15 protein-coding genes are annotated in these 22448 nt (G+C 71.8%); 10 read left to right on the forward strand and 5 right to left on the reverse strand.

The window, feature by feature from the left end:
- Positions 1 to 1306: 1306 nt before the first annotated feature.
- Together ACFY2B_RS24250 and ACFY2B_RS24255 are read right to left on the reverse strand one after the other, a co-directional pair.
- Positions 1307 to 1798: a PaaI family thioesterase gene (locus ACFY2B_RS24250; RefSeq protein ID WP_390765166.1), complete on the reverse strand. Its 492-nt coding sequence runs from the start codon at positions 1796 to 1798 to the stop codon at positions 1307 to 1309.
- A gap of 55 nt (positions 1799 to 1853) precedes the next feature.
- A complete protein-coding gene (locus tag ACFY2B_RS24255; protein WP_390765167.1) occupies positions 1854 to 4133 on the reverse strand; it encodes an FdhF/YdeP family oxidoreductase in 2280 nt (759 codons plus the stop codon).
- Between the two features lie 345 nt (positions 4134 to 4478).
- Between ACFY2B_RS24255 and polA the strand changes: the two genes are divergently transcribed.
- Positions 4479 to 7205 (forward strand): DNA polymerase I, encoded by a 2727-nt coding sequence (gene polA, locus ACFY2B_RS24260; protein WP_390765168.1) that lies wholly within the window; start codon positions 4479 to 4481, stop codon positions 7203 to 7205.
- 518 nt (positions 7206 to 7723) lie between these two features.
- Complete coding sequence (locus tag ACFY2B_RS24265; RefSeq protein WP_390765169.1) at positions 7724 to 8137, forward strand: hypothetical protein; 414 nt, start codon at positions 7724 to 7726, stop codon at positions 8135 to 8137.
- Here ACFY2B_RS24265 and ACFY2B_RS24270 read toward each other — a convergent pair.
- Positions 8058 to 8912: a DUF4184 family protein gene (locus ACFY2B_RS24270; protein WP_390765170.1), complete on the reverse strand. Its 855-nt coding sequence runs from the start codon at positions 8910 to 8912 to the stop codon at positions 8058 to 8060. The two genes, ACFY2B_RS24265 and ACFY2B_RS24270, sit on opposite strands and share 80 nt — an antisense overlap.
- A gap of 309 nt (positions 8913 to 9221) precedes the next feature.
- On the opposite strand from ACFY2B_RS24270, the gene ACFY2B_RS24275 reads away from it, so the two are divergent.
- From ACFY2B_RS24275 to ACFY2B_RS24285, 3 genes are all read left to right on the forward strand, one after another.
- Positions 9222 to 10970 (forward strand): lytic murein transglycosylase, encoded by a 1749-nt coding sequence (locus ACFY2B_RS24275; protein WP_390765171.1) that lies wholly within the window; start codon positions 9222 to 9224, stop codon positions 10968 to 10970.
- A 207-nt stretch (positions 10971 to 11177) separates the two neighbouring features.
- Positions 11178 to 11312 (forward strand): SPW_0924 family protein, encoded by a 135-nt coding sequence (locus tag ACFY2B_RS24280; protein ID WP_376532484.1) that lies wholly within the window; start codon positions 11178 to 11180, stop codon positions 11310 to 11312.
- 25 nt (positions 11313 to 11337) lie between these two features.
- On the forward strand, positions 11338 to 12330 hold the full coding sequence (locus ACFY2B_RS24285; protein WP_390765172.1) for a DUF3068 domain-containing protein: 993 nt from the start codon (positions 11338 to 11340) through the stop codon (positions 12328 to 12330).
- 37 nt (positions 12331 to 12367) lie between these two features.
- On the opposite strand, the gene hrpB is transcribed toward ACFY2B_RS24285, so the two are convergent.
- Both hrpB and ACFY2B_RS24295 read right to left on the reverse strand, forming a co-directional pair.
- Positions 12368 to 14959, reverse strand: coding sequence for an ATP-dependent helicase HrpB (gene hrpB, locus ACFY2B_RS24290; protein WP_390765173.1), 2592 nt, complete (start codon positions 14957 to 14959; stop codon positions 12368 to 12370).
- A 229-nt stretch (positions 14960 to 15188) separates the two neighbouring features.
- The gene (locus ACFY2B_RS24295) at positions 15189 to 16055 is read right to left on the reverse strand and encodes a class I SAM-dependent methyltransferase (protein WP_390765238.1); all 867 of its coding nucleotides are present in this window, start codon (positions 16053 to 16055) and stop codon (positions 15189 to 15191) included.
- Positions 16056 to 16386: 331 nt separating this feature from the next.
- On the opposite strand from ACFY2B_RS24295, the gene rpsA reads away from it, so the two are divergent.
- The 5 genes from rpsA (at position 16387) to ACFY2B_RS24320 (ending at position 22441) form a co-directional block, all read left to right on the forward strand.
- Positions 16387 to 17880, forward strand: coding sequence for a 30S ribosomal protein S1 (gene rpsA, locus ACFY2B_RS24300; RefSeq protein ID WP_390765174.1), 1494 nt, complete (start codon positions 16387 to 16389; stop codon positions 17878 to 17880).
- 417 nt (positions 17881 to 18297) lie between these two features.
- Positions 18298 to 19914 carry a flavin monoamine oxidase family protein gene (locus ACFY2B_RS24305; RefSeq protein ID WP_390765175.1) on the forward strand — a complete coding sequence of 539 codons (1617 nt, stop codon included), beginning with the start codon at positions 18298 to 18300 and terminating at the stop codon, positions 19912 to 19914.
- A gap of 178 nt (positions 19915 to 20092) precedes the next feature.
- Complete coding sequence (locus ACFY2B_RS24310) at positions 20093 to 21028, forward strand: PAC2 family protein (RefSeq protein ID WP_390765176.1); 936 nt, start codon at positions 20093 to 20095, stop codon at positions 21026 to 21028.
- A 349-nt stretch (positions 21029 to 21377) separates the two neighbouring features.
- Complete coding sequence (gene coaE, locus ACFY2B_RS24315) at positions 21378 to 22010, forward strand: dephospho-CoA kinase (RefSeq protein ID WP_390765177.1); 633 nt, start codon at positions 21378 to 21380, stop codon at positions 22008 to 22010.
- A gap of 50 nt (positions 22011 to 22060) precedes the next feature.
- Positions 22061 to 22441, forward strand: coding sequence for a tetratricopeptide repeat protein (locus ACFY2B_RS24320; RefSeq protein WP_390765178.1), 381 nt, complete (start codon positions 22061 to 22063; stop codon positions 22439 to 22441).
- Positions 22442 to 22448 lie beyond the last annotated feature (7 nt).

Genomic DNA, 22448 nt, shown 5'->3' on the forward strand with positions numbered 1-22448 from the left:
CCTGGAAACGGTCGGTGTCGCCCGCTGGGCCGAAAAGCGATCTGACGGCGCGGTGACTGGCCGTGACTCTAGGCCGGGTCTGTGGAATGGGGAGAGGGTATGGCCAATGCTGTGACGCTCTTGTTATGACACGAGGTAATGCAGAGCGGTACTCCGTGGGGGGAACGCATGAATTCAGGCCGATTCGCCCCGTCCGTATAGCGAGAACCCGCAGGACCGGCCGTGATCGGTTCAGGTGTCTCGGGCTTTTTGGTGATTACATGGTGTGCTTGTTCTGGGTGGCTGGAAGGGTTTCTGGGGGGTGTTGTGTGCATCGTGACTCCTGGGGGAAATCGAGTGCCCGCATTGCGTCCGTATTACGCAGAGTTACTTCGGGGAAAGTTGATCGGGCCTTTTTCGGAATGTTTCCGCATTCCGTCACATGCGTGATTGTCGGGATCTTGCGGGGAGGGCCCGTTTTTGTCCGGAAAAGGGAGTGGGGTGGTGCGGCCGGTGAAAGTCCGGCAGGTGGCTTGACGGCCCCGGCGGAGGTCGGTACTGGCGGGGTACCGGTGCGCCGGCGGCGGGTGGGTCGCGCCCCGCGCCGTGGGGCGGTGGTGCTCGCTGCCGCCGCGGTTCCGTGCCCGTGATCCTGGTGCCCGCTATCGGCTGGCGTAGGGCAGAAGTTCACGCTCCGTCAACTCGCTGGCAACGGCAGCGGGTGAGGGCGAGCCGTCGTGACGTTCGGTCAGTTCACGGGCGGCGGCGGTCGGTTGAGGTGTCGCGAGCCCGCCTGGGTGGGCGCCTGCCGTGGGCCTGTCGGCCGATGGCGGTGTCGGGGCGGTGGCTGTGGCGGTGTGCTGCGGGCCCGCCGGGCGTCGCCGTGCGGGGCGGCGGCGCGGTGCGCGGCGGTGCGGTAGACAACGGTCCGGTATGAGCCATGGATCGTGGGCCATGGGTCGTTGTCGGCCGCGCCCGGCGATCGGCTTCCCGTCGTGGGCGTGCGGAGCCGGCCCGGCGGGCGGTGCGCGGTGCCGGTCGGGTGGTCGGGCGGTCGGTGTACGGGGTCGGCCCGGTGGTCGGCCGGTCGGTGTGGAGAGCCGGCCCGGCGGGCGGTGCGCGGTGCCGGTCGGGTGGTCGGGCGGTCGGTGTACGGGGTCGGCCCGGAGGTCGGCGTATGGCGCTGCCCTGGTGGTCGGTGTGCGGCAGCGCCGTTGCGGCCGTCCGGGTGCGGTCGGCCGGGGTGCGGTCGCGGTCGCCCGGGGATCTCCCCGCCGCCCCGGAGGTCCAGCCGGGGCGGACACGCCGGTGGGGCGTGGGCGGGTGGTCAGTCCTGGGCGGGGCGGGCCCGGGCCGCGTCGTCCGCGTTGACGTCGCGCAGCAGGCAGGTCAGCCGGGCGCTGCAGACTCGCCGTCCGGTCTCGTCGCTGATCGCGATGTCGTACGTCGCGGTGCTGCGCCCCCGGTGCACGGGTGTCGCCACTCCGGTGACCAGCCCTGACCGCACTCCCCGGTGGTGTGTGCAGTTCAGGTCGACGCCCACGGCGATCTTCGAGCTGCCGCCGTGCAGCATCGAGCCGATGGAGCCGAGGGTCTCCGCGAGCACGGCGGACGCACCTCCGTGCAGCAGCCCGTAGGGCTGGGTGTTTCCCTCCACCGGCATGGTCCCGACGACCCGGTCCGCCGACGCCTCGGTGATCCGCACACCCATCCGCGACCCGAGGTGGCCGGCGGAGAACAGGGCGTGCAGGTCGATGCCGAGCGCGGCGTACTCGTCGATGATCTCCTGCGGGAACTTCAGATCCGGCTGCTCGCCCATCGGGACAGGCTCCGTTCGTCGTGGTCAGCTCACTGGGACTCGGCTGAGCAAACGCTCAGTCGGTCGCCGATTGTTCCAGACGCACCACGACGGACTTGCTGGCCGGGGTGTTGCTGGTGTCCGCGGTGGCGTCGAGCGGCACCAGGACATTGGTCTCGGGGTAGTAGGCGGCCGCGCAGCCGCGTGCCGTCGGGTAGTGCACCACCCGGAATCCGGGGGCCCGCCGCTCGATGCCGTCCTGCCACTCGCTCACCAGGTCGACGTACGATCCGTCGGCCAGGCGCAGTTCCCGTGCGTCCTCGGGGTTGACCAGGACTACCCGGCGTCCGTTCCTGATGCCGCGGTAGCGGTCGTCGAGGCCGTAGATGGTGGTGTTGTACTGGTCGTGCGAGCGGAGCGTCTGCAGCAGCAGCCGGCCCTGCGGGAGCTTCGGGTACTCGACGGGCGCGGCCGTGAAGTTCGCCTTGCCGGTGGCGGTCGGGAAGCGGCGCTCGTCGCGCGGGGCGTGCGGCAGTGCGAAGCCGCCGGGCCGGGCCACGCGCGCGTTGAAGTCGTCGAAACCGGGGATGACCCGCTCGATGCGGTCCCGGATCGTCGCGTAGTCCCTCTCGAACTCCTCCCACGGGGTCACGCTGTCCGGGCCGAGCACCCGGCGTGCCAGCCGGCACACGATCGCCGGTTCGGACAGCAGGTGCGGGCCGGCCGGTTCCAGCCGGCCCCGGGAGGCGTGCACCATGCCCATGGAGTCCTCGACGGTCACGAACTGCTCGCCGGAGCCCTGCAGGTCCCGCTCGGTGCGGCCCAGGGTGGGCAGGATCAGCGCCCGCGCGCCGGTGACCACGTGCGAGCGGTTGAGTTTCGTCGACACGTGCACGGTCAGCCGCGCGCGCCGCACGGCGGCCTCGGTCACCCGGGTGTCGGGGGTGGCGGAGACGAAGTTGCCGCCCATGGCGAAGAAGACCTTCGCGTCGCCGTCGCGCAGGGCGCGGATGGCGCGTACGACGTCGTAGCCGTGTTCGCGGGGCGGAGTGAACCCGAATTCCTTCTCCAGGGCGTCCAGGAAGGCCGGGGCGGGGCGTTCGAAGATGCCCATCGTGCGGTCGCCCTGCACGTTCGAGTGTCCGCGTACCGGGCACACGCCCGCGCCCGGCCGTCCGATGCTGCCGCGCAGCAGCAGGAGGTTGACCACCTCGCGGATGGTCGGCACGGAGTGCTTGTGCTGGGTGAGGCCCATGGCCCAGCAGACGATGGTGCGTTCGGAGGCGAGCACCATGTCCAGGGCCTGGTCGATCTCCGCGCGCGTGAGGCCCGTGGCCGTCAGCGTCTCGTCCCAGTCGGCGGCGCGGGCCGCCTCGGTGAACTCCTCGAAGCCATGGGTGTGCTCGCGGACGAATGTCTCGTCGACGGCGCCCTCGGCTTCCAGGATCAGTTTGTTGAGGAGCCGGAACAGGGCCTGGTCGCCGCCGATGCGGATCTGCAGGAACAGGTCGGTCAGCGCGGCGCCCCTGAGCATGCCCTGGGCGGTCTGCGGGTTCTTGAACCGCTCCAGGCCCGCCTCGGGCAGCGGGTTGACGCTGATGATCTTCGCGCCGTTGGCCTTGGCCTTCTCCAGGGCGGAGAGCATGCGCGGGTGGTTGGTGCCCGGGTTCTGTCCAGCGACGATGATCAGGTCGGCCTTGTAGAGGTCTTCCAGCAGGACGCTGCCCTTGCCGATGCCGATGGTCTCGGTCAGGGCGGACCCGGACGACTCGTGGCACATGTTCGAGCAGTCGGGCAGGTTGTTCGTGCCCAGTTCGCGGGCGAAGAGCTGGTAGAGGAAGGCGGCCTCGTTGCTGGTGCGGCCCGAGGTGTAGAAGACGGCCTCGTCGGGGGAGGACAGGGCGGTGATCTCGTCGGCGATGATGTCGAAGGCGCGTTCCCAGGAGACCGGCTCGTAGTGTTCGCCGTCCTCCGGGAGGTACATGGGGTGGGTGAGCCGCCCCTGCTGTCCCAGCCAGTAGCCGCTGCGGTTGGCCAGGTCGGCCACCGGGTGCGCGGCGAAGAACTCCGGGGTGACCCGGCGCAGGGTGGCCTCCTCGGCGACCGCTTTCGCGCCGTTCTCGCAGAACTCCGCCGTGTGCCGGTGGTCCGGTTCCGGCCAGGCGCAGCCCGGGCAGTCGAAGCCGTCCTTCTGGTTGACCCGGAGCAGGGTCAGTGCGGTGCGCTTCACGCCCATCTGCTGCTGGGCGATGCGCAGTGTGTGGCGGATGGCCGGCAGTCCCGCGGCCGCGTGCTGGGGCCCGTCGACCTGCGGCGCGTCCTGAACCGGATCGGTCTGCGGCGGCTTCGTCGCCATCGCGCGCTCCCTTCGCCATGCATCCGTGTGCTGTGCACTCGATCCTCGCATGCGGGGGTGACAGCCCTTGCGGCCGGGCGATCGGGCGCTGGGAGGCCGGGTGACCGCGTGGCTGGTCGGCCGGGTGGCGGGAAGCTGGTCGGCTGCACGGGCGGGCGGGCGGTCGGGCTCGGGGCGGTCCGTGGGCATCGGCGGCGGTTGACGCGCGGACCTGCCACCGGCACTCCCGCGGTCGCTCCCGGTCGGCCGTCGCGGTCGTCTCCCGCCGGGCGGCACCGCTGCCCGGCTGGGGCCGGGGCACGGGGCCGGGCCCGGCTGTCAGCGCGGCGTGGCAGGATCGGGTTCGTGGCAGAGACAGCATCGAAGAAGACCGACAAGACCTCCGGCGGCGGCCGTCCCCGGCTCATGCTCATGGACGGGCACTCGCTGGCCTATCGCGCGTTCTTCGCGCTGCCCGCGGAGAACTTCACGACCGCGGCGGGCCAGCCGACGAACGCGATCTACGGTTTTGCGTCGATGCTGGCCAACACGCTCCGCGACGAGGCGCCCACGCACTTCGCGGTGGCCTTCGACGTCTCCCGCAAGACCTGGCGTTCCCAGGAGTTCACGGAGTACAAGGCGAACCGTTCCAAGACCCCGGACGAGTTCAAGGGCCAGGTCGAGCTGATCGGTGAACTGCTCGACGCGATGCACGCCCCGCGCTTCGCCGTCGAGGGGTACGAGGCGGACGACATCATCGCGACACTCGCCACCCAGGCCGAGGCCGCGGGCTTCGAGGTGCTGATCGTCACCGGTGACCGTGACTCCTTCCAGCTGGTCACCGAGCACACGACGGTGCTGTACCCGACCAAGGGCGTGTCGGAGCTGACCCGCTTCACCCCGGAGAAGGTCGTCGAGAAGTACGGGTTGACGCCCGCCCAGTATCCCGACTTCGCGGCGCTGCGCGGCGACCCGTCCGACAACCTCCCGGGCATCCCGGGTGTCGGTGAGAAGACGGCCGCCAAGTGGATCAACCAGTTCGGTTCCTTCACGGAGCTGGTGGAGCGCGCCGACGAGGTCAAGGGCAAGGCCGGGCAGAACTTCCGCGACCACCTGGAGGCGGTCAAGCTCAACCGCCGGCTCACCGAACTGGAGCGGCAGGTGGAGCTGCCGGGGACCGTGGCCGGTCTGGAGCGCGCGCCGTACGACCGCAAGGGCGTCTCGCTGATCCTGGACACCCTGGAGATCCGCAACCCGTCCCTGCGGGAGCGGTTGTTCGCCGTCGACCCGGGTGCCGAGGAGGCCGGGGCGACCGTGGTCGTGGCCGACGGCGTGGAGCTGGACGGCACCGTGCTCGGCACCGGTGAGCTGGCTCCCTGGCTCGCCGAGCACGGCGGCCGCCCCCTGGGTGTGTCCACGGTCGACAGCTGGGCGCTCGGTGCCGGCTCGGTCGCCGAGGTGGCGCTCGCCGCGGCCGACGGGACGGCCGCCTGGTTCGACCCGGCCGAGCTGGACGAGGCCGACGAGAAGGCGTTCGCGGCGTGGCTGGCGGACGCCGGCCGGACCAAGGTCCTGCACAACGCGAAGGGCGCCATGCGGGTCTTCGCCGAGCACGGCTGGCGCGTCGACGGTGTCAGCATGGACACGGCACTCGCCGCGTACCTGGTCAAGCCGGGCCGTCGCTCCTTCGACCTGGACGCGCTGTCCCTGGAGTACCTGGGCCGTGAGCTGGCCCCCGCCGCCGCGGCCGACGGGCAGCTCGCCTTCGGCGCGGACGACGGCGCCGAGGCCGAGGCGCTCATGATCCAGGCCCGGGTGGTCCTCGACCTCGGTGAGGTCTTCGAGGGCCGGCTGAGCGAGGTCGGCGCGGCGGACCTGCTGCGGGACGTCGAGCTGCCGACCTCGGCGCTGCTGGCCCGCATGGAGCGGCACGGCATCGCGGCCGACCGGGCGCACCTGGAGGCCATGGAGCAGACCTTCGCGGGCGCCGTGCAGCAGGCGGTGAAGGAGGCCCACGCCGCCGCCGGGCACGAGTTCAACCTGGGCTCGCCCAAGCAGCTCCAGGAAGTCCTCTTCGGTGAGCTGGCGCTGCCCAGGACCAAGAAGACCAAGACCGGCTACACCACGGACGCCGACGCCCTGGCCTGGCTCGCCACCCAGACCGAGAACGAACTCCCGGTGATCATGCTCCGCCATCGTGAGCAGGCGAAGCTGCGCGTCACCGTCGAGGGTCTGATCAAGACGGTCGCGGGCGACGGGCGGATCCACACGACCTTCAACCAGACCGTCGCGGCCACCGGCCGGCTCTCCTCGACCGACCCGAACCTGCAGAACATCCCGGTCCGTACGGACGAGGGCCGGGCGATCCGCCGTGGTTTCGTCGTCGGAGAGGGCTTCGAATCCCTGCTGACCGCCGACTACAGCCAGATCGAGCTGCGGGTGATGGCGCACCTGTCCGAGGACGCGGGCCTGATCGAGGCGTTCACCTCCGGTGAGGACCTGCACAGCACGGTCGCCTCGCAGGTGTTCTCGGTCGACCGGACCGGGGTGGACGCGGAGATGCGCCGCAAGATCAAGGCGATGTCGTACGGCCTGGCGTACGGGCTGTCCGCCTTCGGCCTGTCCCAGCAGCTGAACATCGACGCGGCCGAGGCCCGTGCCCTGATGGACACGTACTTCGAGCGTTTCGGCGGTGTGCGGGACTATCTGCGCCGCGTGGTCGACGAGGCGCGTGCGACGGGCTACACCGAGACCCTGTTCGGCCGCCGCCGTTACCTGCCGGACCTCAACAGCGACAACCGGCAGCGCCGTGAGATGGCGGAGCGCATGGCCCTGAACGCGCCGATCCAGGGCACGGCGGCCGACATCGTCAAGATCGCCATGCTCAATGTCGACCGGGCGCTGCGTGAGGCGGGCCTCGCGTCCCGCATGCTGCTCCAGGTCCACGACGAAATCGTCCTGGAGATCGCCCCCGGGGAGCGTGAGGCCACGGAGGAGATCGTCCGCCGGGAGATGGCCGCCGCCGTCCACCTGAGGGCCCCGCTGGACGTCTCGATCGGCGTGGGCCCCGACTGGGAATCAGCGGCCCACTGAGCACCCCGCCGGCGGAGAGGGCGGCCCCACCCCCACCCCCTCCGCCGGCACCCATCCCAACGCGCCCACTCCGAACAACGGCCCGCCACACGCACTCGGTGGCTCCCCGGCCGACGGCCGGATGTCCGCCCCACGCCACCTCACCGCACGGTCGGCCCGCCCCTGTTCCGCCGCAGCGCGGCTCGGCCCTCACAGCGCATCCCGGCGGTGCCGATCCCGCCCTCACCTCACCGCACGGTCGGCCCGCCCCTGTTCCGCCGCAGCGCGGCTCGGCCCTCACAGCGCATCCCGGCGGTGCCGATCCCGCCCTCACCTCATCGCACAGTCGGCCCCGCCCCTGTCCCGCCGCAACGGCGAACATCCCCCCACGACCCACCCCGGCGGCGCCGAGCCCACCTTCGCCCCACCCCTCATCACCAACCCACCCGCACCACCCCCGCCCAAGCCCCGCAGGGAGCCGTCACTCACGTGGCCCCCGCCAAAACGCCCCCGCCCCGCCCGCCAGCAAGGATGCGAGCATGGGTATACGCATGCTCCACCGCCGGACGGCACAGGCGCGGATCATGGCCAGGGCGGACGCCGCCGTGGCCCCGTCCCCGCAGTCCCCGCCGGTCCCGGCCCTCGCGGCTGACGCAAGCACCGCCCGCATCCCCACCGCCCCGGCGACGACGGTGCGCAACGCCGTGACGGACCTCGGGCGTCGACTCGGCGGGCACGCCTCCCGCCCCGATCCGGCCCGGCGCTGGCGCCACTGGAACGAACTGGCCCGCAGCTACCTCGCGCTGCTCCTCACCCTGCTCCCACGCCCCCGCCCACGGCCGTCCCGCACCATCACCGTGTTCGTGGCCACCGTCACGGAGCGACCGTCCGGGTCCGCCGCGCATCGTCCCCACCGGGACCGGCGGGAACCAGGGCCGGACGCCACACCCTGACACCCACGGCGTACGCCACCAGCCCCGGAACCAGCCACGCGCCCGCCCCGAAGCACACCGCGGGCAGCAGGTCCCAGGGGTGCGCCGGGGCGCTCCAGGACGCCCACCAGCGGCCCGCCCGTTCGACGGCTCCGATCGTCGCGCAGCCGCCGAGCACGGCACCGGCCCGCCACCGGTCCCGTACGGACAGGACCGGCACCCCCACCGGTTCGCGCGCCGCGGCCCGCCGCAGCGCACGCGCGGCGAACGCGGTGATCACGAGCGCGGCCAGGGCGGAACCGGCGTACTGCAGGTACCAGTACAGCGGCGCGCCCGCCAGGTCCCGGTCCAGTACCGGGACCAGTCGCGTGCCCCAGCGGCCGTGGTGCGTGAAGGCGTCCCACACGACGTGCGTCAGCGCGCCGAGGACCGCGCAGACGTACCACCACGCGACCGTCGCGGGCCGCACGCGCGCGCGGGGCGCCCCGCACCGCAGCAGGGTCGCGGGCCGTTTCTGGCGGGCCCGCGGCAACAGCGCCACCAGCGGTTCGCGGACCAGCAGCCACAGCGCGACCAGCGCCCACGCGGTCAGCACGTCGATGCCGAGGACGCCGCCGGCCGAGTGGGTGACCGTGCCGTACTCCATCGCGCCGGGCAGGACGCTCGCCGCGTAGAACGTCATGTCGGGGGCGAAGGATCCCGCGACGAGCACCGCGGGCACCAGCCTGCCCCGCCCGGTCCCGTCCGGGCGCAGCGCGGGCAGGACGGCTGCGGCGTGGCTGAGAGTGAACGGCAACGAAAGCCCCCTGGAGCGGTCGTCGGCCGCTGTGCCGACCCGGTGAACGCTTTCGTCAAGTATGAGGGACCTCTTCGAGCACAACGGCATATGGCCAACCGGTGAAAACCGGGCGGCAACGGGTGCCCGTGCAAAGAAAGTTGCCGTAGGGTCACACGGGTCGCCGCCCGGGACGTTCGGCCGAACGGGTCACCGTACGTACTCGGTCGGCGCAACGGGGCAACCTCTGCTCCGGATCGATCGTCGAAACAGAGCGAGCAGACAGTCGGAAGACGGGCGCTGGGACGTCCACGGGGAGGGGTTCACCTTATGGCGGCGCATTTCGGCAGGAGGCTGCGCAAGGGGGCCGCGACGACCGCGGTGGCCGCGGCGGCGGTCGCGGCCCTTTCGGCGTCCCAGGCGCCGAGCGTGACGGCCGACCAGGACAACCGGGCCGCCGCCGGCACCAGTACTCCTGGACCGGAGGAGGGTTCCGGACACAACGCCACCGGTAACTCGCCGTACTACACGGACCTGCCGCCCCTCAACAGCCCCAACCCCAGCCCCAGCCCGTCGTCGTCGCCCGTCGGCACCCCGGTCGCCCAGGGCGAAGCGGAGGCGGGTATACCGGCCACCGTCCTGGACGCGTACAAGAGGGCCGAGGCTGAGCTGCGCACCGCCAAGCCGGGCTGCAACCTGCCCTGGGAACTCCTCGCGGCCATCGGCAAGGTCGAGTCCGGTCAGGCACGCGGCGGCCAGGTCGACGCGAACGGCAACACCCTGGGCAGGATCCTCGGCCCGCAGCTCGACGGCAACGGCTTCGCGCTGATCAAGGACACCGACCACGGCCAGTACGACGGCAACAGCCAGTACGACCAGGCCGTCGGCCCCATGCAGTTCATCCCGTCCACCTGGGCCTGGGCGGGCCGCGACGGCAACGGCGACGGCGCCAAGGACCCGAACAACGTCTACGACGCCGCACTCGCGGCCGGCTACTACCTGTGCCGCTACGACTGGGACCTGTCGACGCAGGCCGAACTCGACCGGGCGATCCTCAGCTACAACAACTCGCAGGACTACCTCGACACCGTCCTGTCGTGGCTGGAGTACTACCGCAAGGGCACCCACTCGGTCCCCGACGGCGCCGGTCACCTGCCCTCCCACCGCAGCGACGAACCGGCCGACCCGAAGCCCCCGTCGACGCCCGGGAAACCGGCCGGGTCGAAGCCGAAGCCGGACGAGCCGTCCGGCACCCCGCAGCCCAGCCCGCCCGCGTCGGGTACGCCGACGCCGCCGCCCGCGTCCGGTACGCCGTCGACCCCGCCGGCCACGCCGCCGACGCCCACCGACACGGTGGACCATCTGGCGAACGCGGGCACCGGCACGCTCTCGGCGATGGCCGGCGACGCCTTCAGCGGGAAGATCAGCACGCGGGCCGTGACCAAGCTCGGCAAGTCCGTCGGGAAGGTTCGCGTTCGGTTCACCCTGGTCGGGGACACCGACGCCACGTTCGCCGGCGGCGAGAGCGTCGCCACGGTCACCACCGACACCAGCGGCGTGGCCGTCGCGCCGACGCTCACGGCGGGCGAGAAGACCGGCGAGTTCACGGTCCGGGCCACCGTGGTCGGCCGGACGGCGGTCAAGGCCCTCGACTACTCCGCGAAGGTCACCCCGCGCGCCGCCGACGCTCTCACCGACGCCAGCAGCGACGCGGCGCTGACCTGCCCCGCGGGCGGCGAGTTCGCCGACCCGGTCACGGTGAAGGCCACGTACCGGGGCGCGGCCGCGGACGGTGTCGCGGCCACCGCCACCCTGGTCAAGTCGGTGCTGGACGACAGCGTGAACGACAAGGGCCCGTACTTCAAGAACGCCGACGGCGACGCCGTACGCACCCTGACCGGCCTGGTCACCGACGAGAACGGACAGCTGAAACTGCCCGAGCTGTACGCGGACGACACCACGGGCACGTTCCTCCTCAAGATCACCACCACCGGCGGCGCGACGCTGACCGTCAGGCTGACGGTGACCGAGGCCGACCCGTCGGGCTCCCCGTCGCCGAGTCCCTCAGCGTCGTCGTAACGACCGCGGGCAGCACGCTCCCTGACGAGGGCGCCCCTCCGCTTCGGCGGGCGGGCGCCCTCGTCCGTGTGCGACCTGTTCTCATCTCGCCCTCCCGTTGCTACCGTGCCGGACCTGACGAACCATCAGTTCGCCACCGGTTCGCGACCGCCGCGGACAGGCGCGCGACTGTGCCCGACTGTTCCGGACCGTCCGGGGAGGCTCCGTATGCGCGCCCTGATCGCCGCCGTGGCGGGTCTCGCCGTCGCGGTCGCCCTGGTCCTCGCCATCACGGCCGTGGGCCTGCCGGACGGCAGGACCTCCCCGAAGCCGCTGCTGACGACCGTGCCCGCACACCCGTGACCGCCCGCCCAGGAGGGAGGCCGAGATGCGCCGCAAGGCCGGCCTGATCCTGCTCGCCCTCGCCGTGTTCTTCGCGGCGCTGTCCCCGCTGCTGCGCTGGTACGCCTTCCCACGCCTCGCCAAGATCCCGCCGAACCAGTACCAGGACATGGTCCTGGAGGCGAAGGACGCCACCCTCCTCGACTACGGCACGATGCGGGCGCGGAAGGTCCCCAAGGTCACCATCGTGCAGACCCTCAAGGGCAATGTGGAGGCCGCGGACAAGGTCGAGCGGACGGCGGGCCGGGACGTGGTCGTCTGGGACGGCATGTCCTACGTCCAGGGACCCGACGGCAAGATGGTCTCCGAGATCCCCGAGCGCTACATCTTCGACGCCCACTCCCAGGAACCCGTCCACGCCACCGGCGAAATGGTCGACGGCGACCCGGTCCGGCGGGACGGCATCGAGTACAAGTGGCCCTTCCTCACCGAGAAGCGGGACTACGAGTACTTCGACGCACAGAGCCGCACCACCAGCCCCATCCACTACAAGGGCACCCAGAAGTTCCGCGGCCTGACGGTCTACTACTTCGAACAGACCATCCCCTGGACCAAGGTCCCCTTCCCCAAGGCCATGCCCGTCGAGGGCATCACCCCCGAGTCCGTCGCCAAGACCGGCACGACCCGCTGGTACAGCACGGTCCGCAAGTTCTGGGTCGAGCCCGTCACCGGGGCGCCCGTGTACGGCGAGGAGATGCACCAGGAGGAACTGCGCGGCGGCACCCTGCTCGGCGGCCGGGACAAGGTGACCGCGTTCGCCGGCGATGTGAAGATGCGCGAGGACTACATCGACAGCACCGTGTCCATGGTCAAGAAGAACCGGACCGTCGTCCTGCTGCTGACGTCGTACCTGCCCTGGGGATGCCTGGCCCTCGGCGCCCTGCTGCTGGTCCTCTCCCTCTGGCTGGAGGCGCGCGGCCGCCGGCCGGGAGAACCCGCACCCGCGGACGTGGCCGAACCCGAACCGGTCGGCGCGTGAACCCGGCCGCTCCCGGGCGACGCGGTCCGCGAGCCGGTCAGCGCCCGAGCCGGGCGTTGGTGTGCCGGGTGGGTTCGGCCGCGGCCGGGTCCTCGGGCCAGGGATGCTTCGGGTACCGACCGCGCAACTCCGCCCGCACACCCCGGTAGCCGTCCCGCCAGAAGGAGGCGAGGTCGGCGGTGACCGCGGCGGGCCGGCCGGCGGGGGAGAGCAGGTGCACGAGCAGCGGCACCCCCGCGACGGCCGGTGACTCGTGCAGCCCGAACATCTCCTGCAACTTCACCGCGAGCACGGGCTGTTCGGGATCGCCGTAGTCGATCCGGACCCGGGACCCGCTCGGCACGGTGATCCGTTCCGGGGCCAGTTCGTCCAGCCGCGCGGCCGTTCCGTCCGCCCAGGGCAGCAGCCGCCCGAGCGCCTGCCCGGCGTCGATCCGCACGAGATCGGCCCGCCGCCGGGCTCGCCCCAGCTCCGGCTCCAGCCAGTCGTCCACGCGCGCGTGCAGCGCATCGTCCGACACGTCCGGCCAGGGCGCACCGAGCCGCAGTCGCAGGAAGGCCAGCCGCTGCCGCAGCACGCCCGACTCCGCGGACCACCGCAGCAGCCCCAGCCCCTCCTGCCGCAGCCCGTCGAGCAGCGCCCCGCGCACCAGGGCGGGCGCCGCGTCCGGCAGCGCCCGCACCGACAGTTCGACGGAGCCCAGCCGCTCCACCCGGCGTGCCGTGACATCACCGTCGGCCCAGCGCACCTCGTCCTGTGCGGCGAGCAGCGCCCCACCCGCGAGCCGGGCCACGTCCTCGTCCACCACGGCCCCGAGCCGCACGCGCGCGTGGCCCCTGCCCACGGGCCGGTCCGCGGCGGCGACGGCGAGCCACTCGCAGCCGCGCAGCACCGAACCCTCCGCGGCCTCGGCCCGCGTCCCCGACACCATCAGCCAGGACCCGCCGCCCCATTTCCCCACCCGTTCAGGGAACGCGAGCGCCGCGACGACACCGGCCGCCCGGTCCGCCCCGGAAACCACCGGACCGGCCGTACCACCCGCGCCACCCGGACCGGCTGGACGGGCCGCACCGGCCGGCGTCGGCGCCCGCGCGGGGACACCGGCGTCGGCGGCCGCGGACTCGGCGGCGGCCCGCAGCCGCCGTACCTCCGTCCGCCACCGCCCCGCGTACCCGTCACCACCGCGCCCGGCCGTCCGCACGGCGGCCGCGAGATCGTCGCCGTACGCCCGCGGCGCCTCCTCGCTCAGCAACGCCACCACCTCCGCCGCCCGCTCCACACCCACCAGGGGCACCGCGTCGAGCAGCGCCCGCCCCAACCGGGGGTGCAGCCCCAGCCGGGCCAGCCGCAGCCCCCGGGGCGTCGCCCGACCCGCCCGGTCCACCGCGCCGATCGCCGCGAGCACCTCGTGCGCCGCCGCCATCGCCCCGCCCGGCGGCGGATCCAGCAGCGCGAGACCGGACGCGTCCGGATCACCCCAGCAGGCCGACTGAAGGGCGAACGCCGTCAGATCGGCCACCTTGATCTCCGGCGCGGGGAACCGCGGCAGACGCCCGTCCTCGGCCTCCGCCCAACACCGGTACACCACACCCGGCCCCTCACGTCCGGCCCGGCCCGCCCGCTGCCGCCCGGCCGCCTGCGACGCCCGTACCGTCGTCAGCGCGCTCAGCCCGCGCGCGTGGTCCACCCGCGGCTCCCGCGCGAGCCCCGAGTCGACCACCACCCCTACCCCCGGAACCGTCAGTGAGGACTCCGCCACCGACGTGGCCAGCACCACCCGGCGCCGCGCCCCGGGCGCCAGCACCGCGTCCTGCACCGCGGCCGGCGCCCGCCCGTGCACCTGGAGCACGTCGACGTCACCGAGCGCACCGGCATCCCCCAACTGCCCGGCCACCCGGGCGATCTCACCGACCCCCGGCAAGAAGCACAGCACGTCCCCGGACCGCTCGGCCAGCGCCCGCCGCACCACCGACGCCACATGCGCCGTCAGCGCCGGATCCACCCACAGCCCGTGCGGCGGCCGCACAGCACGCGCCGGAGGCGCCCACACCACCTCGACCTCGTACGCCGCACCCCGCGCCGCCACCACCGGCGCCCCGCCCAGCAACCACGCCCACCCCTGCGCGTCCGTGGTCGCCGACGCCGCCACCAGCCGCAGCTCCGGACGCAGCGTCTCGCGCACGTCCCACAGGAACGCCGCCGCCGTGTCCGCGTCCAGATGCCGCTCATGGCACTCGTCGAGCACCACGACGTCGACCCCGGACAGTTCCTGGTCCCGCTGGAGCCGCTGGAGCAGCACGCCGGTCGTGACCACCTCCACGCGCGCGTGGCGCCCCACCAGCCGCTCGCCGCGCACGGTGTAGCCCACGCGGTGCCCGACCTCCTCGCCCAGCAGCCACGCCATCCGGCGGGCCGCGGCGCGCGCCGCGATCCGCCGCGGCTCGGCCACCACCACCCGCCGCGCCGGCCCCTCGCCCAGCAGCCCGGCCAGCGCGAGCGGCACCAGCGTCGTCTTGCCGGTGCCGGGCGGCGCCACCAGGACGGCGGTGCCGTGCCCGGCCAGGGCGTCGTCCAGCGCGGGCAGGGCACCGCGTACGGGCAGGGCGTCCAGGGCGTCGTAACGGATCACGCCCCCAGTGTCGTACGCCGCCGGGACCGTCCGGCACACGCGCGTGCCGGACGATTCCGCTGCACGCGCGTGTGCGCACGTGCGTGCGTCCCGCACCGGACCGCGCCTCCCGCACGCGCGCGTGAGTCCCCGTCCGCGGATCCCCCGCGTCAGTCCCCGTCCGCGGATCCCCCGCGTCAGTCCCCGTCCGCGGACCCCTCGCGCCAGGCCCCTTCGAGGCCCCTCTGCCTCAGTCCCGTTCGCAGACGAAGATCGCAGTCCCCGGGAGCAGACCGCCGCGCAGCGGGGACCAGCCGCCCCACTCCGACGTGTTCCACTCCGGCCACTCCGGCTCGACCAGGTCCACCAGCCGGAAACCGGAGGAGGCGATGTCCCGGACGCGGTCGCCGAGCGTCCTGTGGTGCTCGACGTACACCGCCCGGCCCCGCTCGTCCTGCTCGACGTAGGGGGTGCGGTCGAAGTACGACGCCGAGACGGTCAGCCCCTCCGGCCCCGGCTCGTCCGGGAACGCCCAGCGGACCGGGTGCGTGACGGAGAAGACGAACCGGCCGCCCGGCCGCAGCACCCGCCGCACCTCCCGCAGCACCAGCCGCGGATCCGCCACGAACGGCAGCGCCCCGTACGCCGAGCACGCCAGGTCGAACGAGGCGTCCGCGAACGGCAGCGCGGCGGCGTCGGCACACACCAAAGGAAACGATCCGCCGATGCGCAGCGCGTGCTGCAACTGGCGGTGCGAGAGGTCCAGGGCCACCGGACGCGCCCCCTGCGCGGCCAGCCAGCGCGCGCACTGCGCCGCGCCCGCGCCGATCTCCAGGACAGCCTTGCCCTTCAGCTCGTCCGGCGGGCCGAGCAGCTCCGCCTCCACCTCGTCGAGGCCCTCGGGACCCCACACGAAACGGTCGTCCCCGAGGAACGTGCCGTGCTCGGTCTGGTACTCGTCCGCATTCCGGTCCCACCAGCCGCGATTGGCGCGGGCGCTCTCCACGGCACCGGCCGCACGCCGGGTGGCCTCCGGTTCGGACGCTTCGGACTCTTGGATGATCGGCTCCCTCGTCGTACTGTTCCTCTTCCGCACAGCCCTCAAGGTGGGTCGCAGAAGGCGTACCGAGAGACACCCCGCGGACCGGCGTGGCCTGGCTGGACGCATTTTGTGCCGGGTATGCGACGATCCGCCCCGGCTGTGCGCCTTCGTACATTGACCCTGTCCGGCTGCCCCCGTATGCTACAAGTTGCGCTGCGGGCCTGCGCTCCTCAGACGTAGCAGGCTGCGCTCGCATCTGTTGTATGTCCCCTCGGTTGTCGAGGCGCCATCGCCGGATCACCCCGGTGGGGCGCTTCCTTGGCTGTCCGGCTTCTGCAGAGCGAAACGGGCTCCTGGCGCAAGCAGTACCTACGACTTCAATGTCCGTACCGGAGCCCTTTCCCACATGACGAGCAGCACCGAGACCACCGCCACCACCCCGCAGGTAGCGGTCAACGACATCGGTAACGAGGAAGCCTTCCTCGCAGCGATCGACGAGACGATCAAGTACTTCAACGACGGCGACATCGTCGACGGCGTCATCGTGAAGGTCGACCGGGACGAGGTCCTGCTCGACATCGGTTACAAGACCGAAGGTGTCATCCCGAGCCGCGAGCTCTCGATCAAGCACGACGTCGACCCCAACGAGGTCGTCGCCGTCGGTGACGAGATCGAGGCCCTCGTCCTCCAGAAGGAGGACAAGGAAGGCCGCCTGATCCTCTCGAAGAAGCGCGCCCAGTACGAGCGTGCCTGGGGCACCATCGAGAAGATCAAGGAAGAGGACGGCATCGTCACCGGTACCGTCATCGAGGTCGTCAAGGGTGGTCTCATCCTCGACATCGGCCTCCGCGGCTTCCTCCCGGCCTCCCTGGTGGAGATGCGCCGCGTGCGCGACCTCCAGCCGTACGTCGGCAAGGAGCTCGAAGCCAAGATCATCGAGCTGGACAAGAACCGCAACAACGTGGTCCTGTCCCGCCGCGCCTGGCTGGAGCAGACCCAGTCCGAGGTACGCCAGACGTTCCTCACGACCCTGCAGAAGGGTCAGGTCCGTTCCGGTGTGGTCTCCTCGATCGTCAACTTCGGTGCCTTCGTGGACCTGGGCGGCGTCGACGGTCTGGTCCACGTCTCCGAGCTGTCCTGGAAGCACATCGACCACCCGTCCGAGGTCGTCGAGGTCGGCCAGGAAGTCACCGTCGAGGTGCTCGACGTCGACATGGACCGCGAGCGTGTCTCCCTGTCGCTGAAGGCGACCCAGGAAGACCCGTGGCAGCAGTTCGCCCGCACCCACCAGATCGGTCAGGTCGTCCCGGGCAAGGTCACCAAGTTGGTTCCGTTCGGTGCGTTCGTCCGTGTCGACGAGGGCATCGAGGGCCTGGTCCACATCTCCGAGCTGGCCGAGCGCCACGTGGAGATCCCGGAGCAGGTCGTCCAGGTCAACGACGAGATCTTCGTCAAGGTCATCGACATCGACCTGGAGCGCCGCCGGATCTCGCTGTCCCTCAAGCAGGCCAACGAGTCCTTCGGCGCCGACCCGGCCTCGGTCGAGTTCGACCCGACCCTGTACGGCATGGCCGCGTCCTACGACGACCAGGGCAACTACATCTACCCCGAGGGCTTCGACCCCGAGACCAACGACTGGCTCGAAGGGTACGAGAAGCAGCGTGAGGAGTGGGAGCGCCAGTACGCCGAGGCGCAGACCCGCTTCGAGCAGCACCAGCAGCAGGTCATCAAGTCCCGCGAGGCCGATGCCGCCGCTGCCGCCGAGGGTGGCGAGGCCGCCGCTCCGGCCGCGTCCGGTGGCGGTTCGTACTCCTCCGAGGGCCCGGACACCTCCGGTGCGCTGGCCTCGGACGAGGCGCTGGCCGCGCTGCGTGAGAAGCTCGCCGGCGGCCAGAGCTGAACGGTCCCCGAGGGGACTGATTCCAGCCGGCTGCTGAAGCCAGGCAAGTGACCGAGGGGTCGCATCCGTTCCGGGTGCGGCCCCTCAGTCGTGCGCGCGGCCGGGCTTCGGCCGAGGACGGCTCTCGCCGGAGGCGCTCCCGGCGGTCCCGCGAGAGTCCGCTCGCGGCTGGTCGCGGGAGTCACTGCGCAGCCCCCCATGGTTCTCCTCGACATCGAGGCGTGCGAGGCGTGCGAGGCGTGCGACGCGTGCGAGGAATCGAGGCATCCGAGGTACTTGAGGCATTTGAGGGCGCGCCCGTACGGGAGTTGGCGCCAGTACGGCAGAAACCTGCAAGATACATGAGTAGCTGATGGGCTGTAACCGGCCACTGCGAGGCTTCCTCGGTCGTTCATGATCGAGACAGGAGCCTCAGCCATGACAGAGTCTCAGTTCGCATCGGGCACGAGCCGCCGTGACTTCCTGCGCAGTGTCGGCGTCGCCGGCGGAGCGGGAGCCATGTTCGCCACCATGGGGGCGCTCGGTCTCGCCCCCACCGCCGCCTACGCGGCCGAGAAGGACGCACCGTTCCAGGCGCCCCGCCGCAGCGACTTCACCCTCCAGGGCCGCACCGGCAAGCCCGCGAAAGTCGTCGTCATCGGCGCCGGAATCGCCGGCCTGACCTCCGCGTACGAACTCGGCAAGGCCGGTTACGACTGCACGGTCCTGGAGGCCCGCGACCGCGTCGGCGGCCGGAACCTCACCATCCGCGGCGGTGACCGGCTCACCGACATCAACGGCGTGAGCCAGACGGCCGGCTTCAGCAAGGACCAGTACATGAACGCGGGACCCGCCCGGCTCGCCCAGTGGATGGTCACCCTCGACTACTGTCGCGAACTCGGCGTACCCATAGAGGTCTTCACCAACACCAACGCCGGCGCGCTCATCTACAACGAGAGCACCGGCATGAGAGCCCCGGTCCAGTACCGCACCGCCAAGGCCGACGTCTACGGCTACGTCTCCGAACTGCTCTCGAAGGCCACCAACGCGGGCGCCCTCGACGGCGACCTGACGGCCGGCGACAAGGAACGGCTGCTCGCCTTCCTGAAGGACTACGGCTCCCTGGGCGCCGACTACGCCTACACGGGCACCGAACACCGCGGCTACACCCTCGTCCCCGGCGCCGCCGGCACCCCCGGGAAGGAACTCGGCGACGTCCCCACGCTCTCCGAGGTCTTCGCCTCCAACGTCGGCCGGTACTTCTCCTTCGAGTTCGGCTACGACCAGGCCATGCTCATGTTCCAGCCCGTCGGTGGCATGGACCGGATACCCAGGGCGTTCGCCCGCGCCATCGGCGAGGAGCGGATACGCACCGGCGCGCCCGTCACGGACATCAAGAACACCGGCGACGGCGTCGTCGTCACCTACACCCAGCACGGCCGCACCAGGACCGTCACCGCCGACTACTGCATCGCCACACTGGCACCGCACATCCTCGCGAAGACCGCGCACAACCTCGGCTCCGCCGTGCAGACCGCTCTCCTCGCCGTACGGCCCTCCTACGCCTCCAAGATCGGCCTTGAGTACAAGAGCCGCTGGTGGGAGCAGGACTTCAGGATCTTCGGCGGCATCACCGAGACCGACATGGACCTGGACCACATCTGGTACCCGTCCTACGGCCACCTCGGTGACCGCGGTGTCGTCATCGGCTACTACAACACCGGCGCCCACTCCGACGCGTACTCGGCGCTCACCCCCGCCCAGCGCCTGGAACGCGCCCTCTCCCAGGGCGCCAAGATCCACGGCGACAAGTACCGCACCGAACTGGCCACGTCCTTCTCGCACCAGTGGAAGCTCGCCCCCTACCTGGAGGGCGCCTGGCACTCCATGCCCGGCGGCCCCGACGCCCCGGCGTACGCGCCGCTCAACCAGGCGCAGGGCAACGTGTACTTCGCCGGTGACTACCTGAGCTACCTGGACGCGTGGCAGCACGGGGCGATCTCCTCCGCCCGCAAGGTCGTCACCGAACTGCACCAGCGCGTACTCGCCTCCTGACGCGCCCACCCACCGAGGCCGGGCCGAGAGCGGGCCGAGGCCGGGCCGAGGGCGAGGTGAAGGCGAGGTGAGGCCGAGTACTGCGGGGGAGGACCGCAGGGCAGACCGTGGGGGGAGGCGGGAATGCCCGCGTCCCCCCGGGCGTTGAGCCCTGGGGAACAGAGGAGGAGCGGTCACAGTGCTTGATCCGCAGGGTTTGTACGCATGGGAGCCGAAGGGGCTGGCCGTCGTCGACATGGCGCTCGCCCAGGAGTCGGCCGGTCTTGTCATGCTCTACCACTTCGACGGATACATCGACGCGGGCGAGACCGGCGACCAGATCGTCGACCGGCTCCTCGACTCGCTGCCCCACCAGGTCGTGGCCCGCTTCGACCACGACCGGCTCGTCGACTACCGGGCCCGCCGCCCGCTGCTGACGTTCAAACGGGACCGTTGGATCGACTACGAGGTCCCGGCCATCGAGGTCCACATGGTCCAGGACGCCACCGGCGCGCCCTTCCTGCTGCTGTCCGGACCGGAACCGGACGTCGAGTGGGAGCGCTTCGCCACGGCCGTACGGCAGATCGTGGAGCGGCTCGGCGTCCGCCTCTCCGTGAACTTCCACGGCATCCCCATGGGCGTCCCGCACACGCGTCCCGTGGGCATCACCCCGCACGGCAACCGCACCGACCTCGTCCCGGGCCGCAGCCCCTTCGACGAGGCCCAGGTGCCCGGCAGCGCCGAGGCGCTGCTGGAGTACCGCCTCATGGAGGCCGGACACGACGTCCTCGGCGTCGCCGCGCACGTCCCGCACTACATCGCCCGCTCCCCGTACCCGGACGCGGCACTCACCGTTCTGGAGGCCATCACGGCGGCCACCGGTCTGGTCCTGCCCGGCATCGCGCACTCGCTGCGCACGGACGCGCACCGCACCCAGACCGAGATCGACCGGCAGGTCCAGGAGGGCGACGAGGAGCTGACGGCCCTCGTCCAGGGCCTTGAGCACCAGTACGACGCCGCCGCGGGCGCCGAGACCCGGGGCAACATGCTCGCCGAACCGGTCGAGATCCCTTCGGCCGACGAGATCGGACAGGAGTTCGAACGATTCCTCGCGGAGCGGGAGGGCGAAGCCTGACCGACACCGCGAGCCGAGAGGCAGAAGCCCTGGGGGCGAGACCCGAGGAACGCGCCCGCACGGGCCCGGAGGCGTACGGGGCCGGGACGGTCCGGCAGCACGACGCACGGAAATCGCGAACGGCGCGGACCGCACGGGGTGCAGGGGATGCACGCAAGACATGCGATGCAGAGAACGCATGCGATGCAGGAAACGCATGCGATGCAGGAAACGCATGCGATGCAGGAAACGCATGCGATACGCGCACGGCACGCGATACACGGAACGCACGGAGTGCGGGGTGCCGACCTCCAAGGTCGGCCCGCACCGCCCCCTCCGCCCGCGGAGCGGAGCGTCTAGGCTTTCGCCCATGCTGAAAGTTGGCCTGACCGGTGGGATCGGCGCCGGCAAGAGCGAGGTGTCGCGGCTGCTCGTCGACCACGGTGCCGTGCTGATCGACGCGGACCGCATCGCGCGCGAGGTCGTCGCACCCGGCACCCCGGGACTCGCGGCGGTGGTCGAAGCCTTCGGCGAGCAGATCCTCACCGCCGACGGCAGCCTGGACCGGCCCGGACTCGGCGCGATCGTCTTCGCCGACCCCGACAGACTGGCCGTCCTGAACTCGATCGTGCACCCCCTGGTGGGCGCCCGCTCCCGCGAACTGGAGACCACGGCCGCCCCCGACGCCGTCGTCGTCCACGACGTCCCGCTCCTCGCCGAGAACGGCCTCGCGCCGCTCTACGACATCGTGGTCGTCGTCGACACCAGCCCCGAGACCCAGCTCGACCGGCTCGTACGGCGGCGCGGCATGACCGAGGAGGACGCACGCGCGCGTATGGGCGCGCAGACGACCCGTGAGAAACGCCTGGAGATCGCGGACGTCGTCATCGACAACGACGTACCCCTGGACGCCCTGCGCCGCCGCGTCGCCGAGGTATGGACCGACCTGGTCCGCAGAGAGCAGGCCCACCGCGCCGGCTCCCGGCGGGCACCGGGGGAATAGCCCGCACGCGCGCGGGCGTTGAATGTCGTCTGCAAGGGAAGGACTGTGCCGTGCCCGAGACCAGCGGATCGCCCGGACGTACCCCGGAAACGCACGTCATCGACTTCCGTGCCGCCGAGCAACTGCTCAACGCGCGGGATCCGCGGGGCGCGGTGAAACTGCTCGACGGGGTCATCGCCGCGCACCCCGAGAACACGGCCGCCCGTCTGCTGCGCGCGCGTGCCTTCTTCGCCTCCGCACAACTGAGGCCCGCCGAGCTGGAGTTCACCATCGTCCTGGAACGCGAACCGGACAACGCGTTCGCCCACTTCGCGCTCGCCCGCACCTACGAGCGCCAGGGACGCCGTGACCAGGCAAAACGCCACTTCCGGCTGGCCGCCGCACTCGACCCGAACCCGCAGTACCTGAAGGCCGCGCGATTCGATTCCTGACCCCGGC

Source organism: Streptomyces sp. NPDC001270 (genome assembly GCF_042896695.1).
Taxonomy (GTDB): Bacteria; Actinomycetota; Actinomycetes; order Streptomycetales; family Streptomycetaceae; genus Streptomyces.

Excerpts from the sequence above, each read along its gene's own strand:
- ACFY2B_RS24250 (WP_390765166.1), bottom strand. The coding sequence starts at position 1,798 with ATGGGCGAGCAGCCGGATCTGAAGTTCCCGCAGGAGATCATCGACGAG.
- ACFY2B_RS24255 (WP_390765167.1), bottom strand. The coding sequence starts at position 4,133 with ATGGCGACGAAGCCGCCGCAGACCGATCCGGTTCAGGACGCGCCGCAG.
- ACFY2B_RS24265 (WP_390765169.1), top strand. The coding sequence starts at position 7,724 with ATGGGTATACGCATGCTCCACCGCCGGACGGCACAGGCGCGGATCATG.
- ACFY2B_RS24275 (WP_390765171.1), top strand. The coding sequence starts at position 9,222 with ATGGCGGCGCATTTCGGCAGGAGGCTGCGCAAGGGGGCCGCGACGACC.
- ACFY2B_RS24280 (WP_376532484.1), top strand. The coding sequence starts at position 11,178 with ATGCGCGCCCTGATCGCCGCCGTGGCGGGTCTCGCCGTCGCGGTCGCC.
- ACFY2B_RS24285 (WP_390765172.1), top strand. The coding sequence starts at position 11,338 with ATGCGCCGCAAGGCCGGCCTGATCCTGCTCGCCCTCGCCGTGTTCTTC.
- rpsA (WP_390765174.1), top strand. The coding sequence starts at position 16,387 with ATGACGAGCAGCACCGAGACCACCGCCACCACCCCGCAGGTAGCGGTC.
- ACFY2B_RS24305 (WP_390765175.1), top strand. The coding sequence starts at position 18,298 with ATGACAGAGTCTCAGTTCGCATCGGGCACGAGCCGCCGTGACTTCCTG.
- coaE (WP_390765177.1), top strand. The coding sequence starts at position 21,378 with ATGCTGAAAGTTGGCCTGACCGGTGGGATCGGCGCCGGCAAGAGCGAG.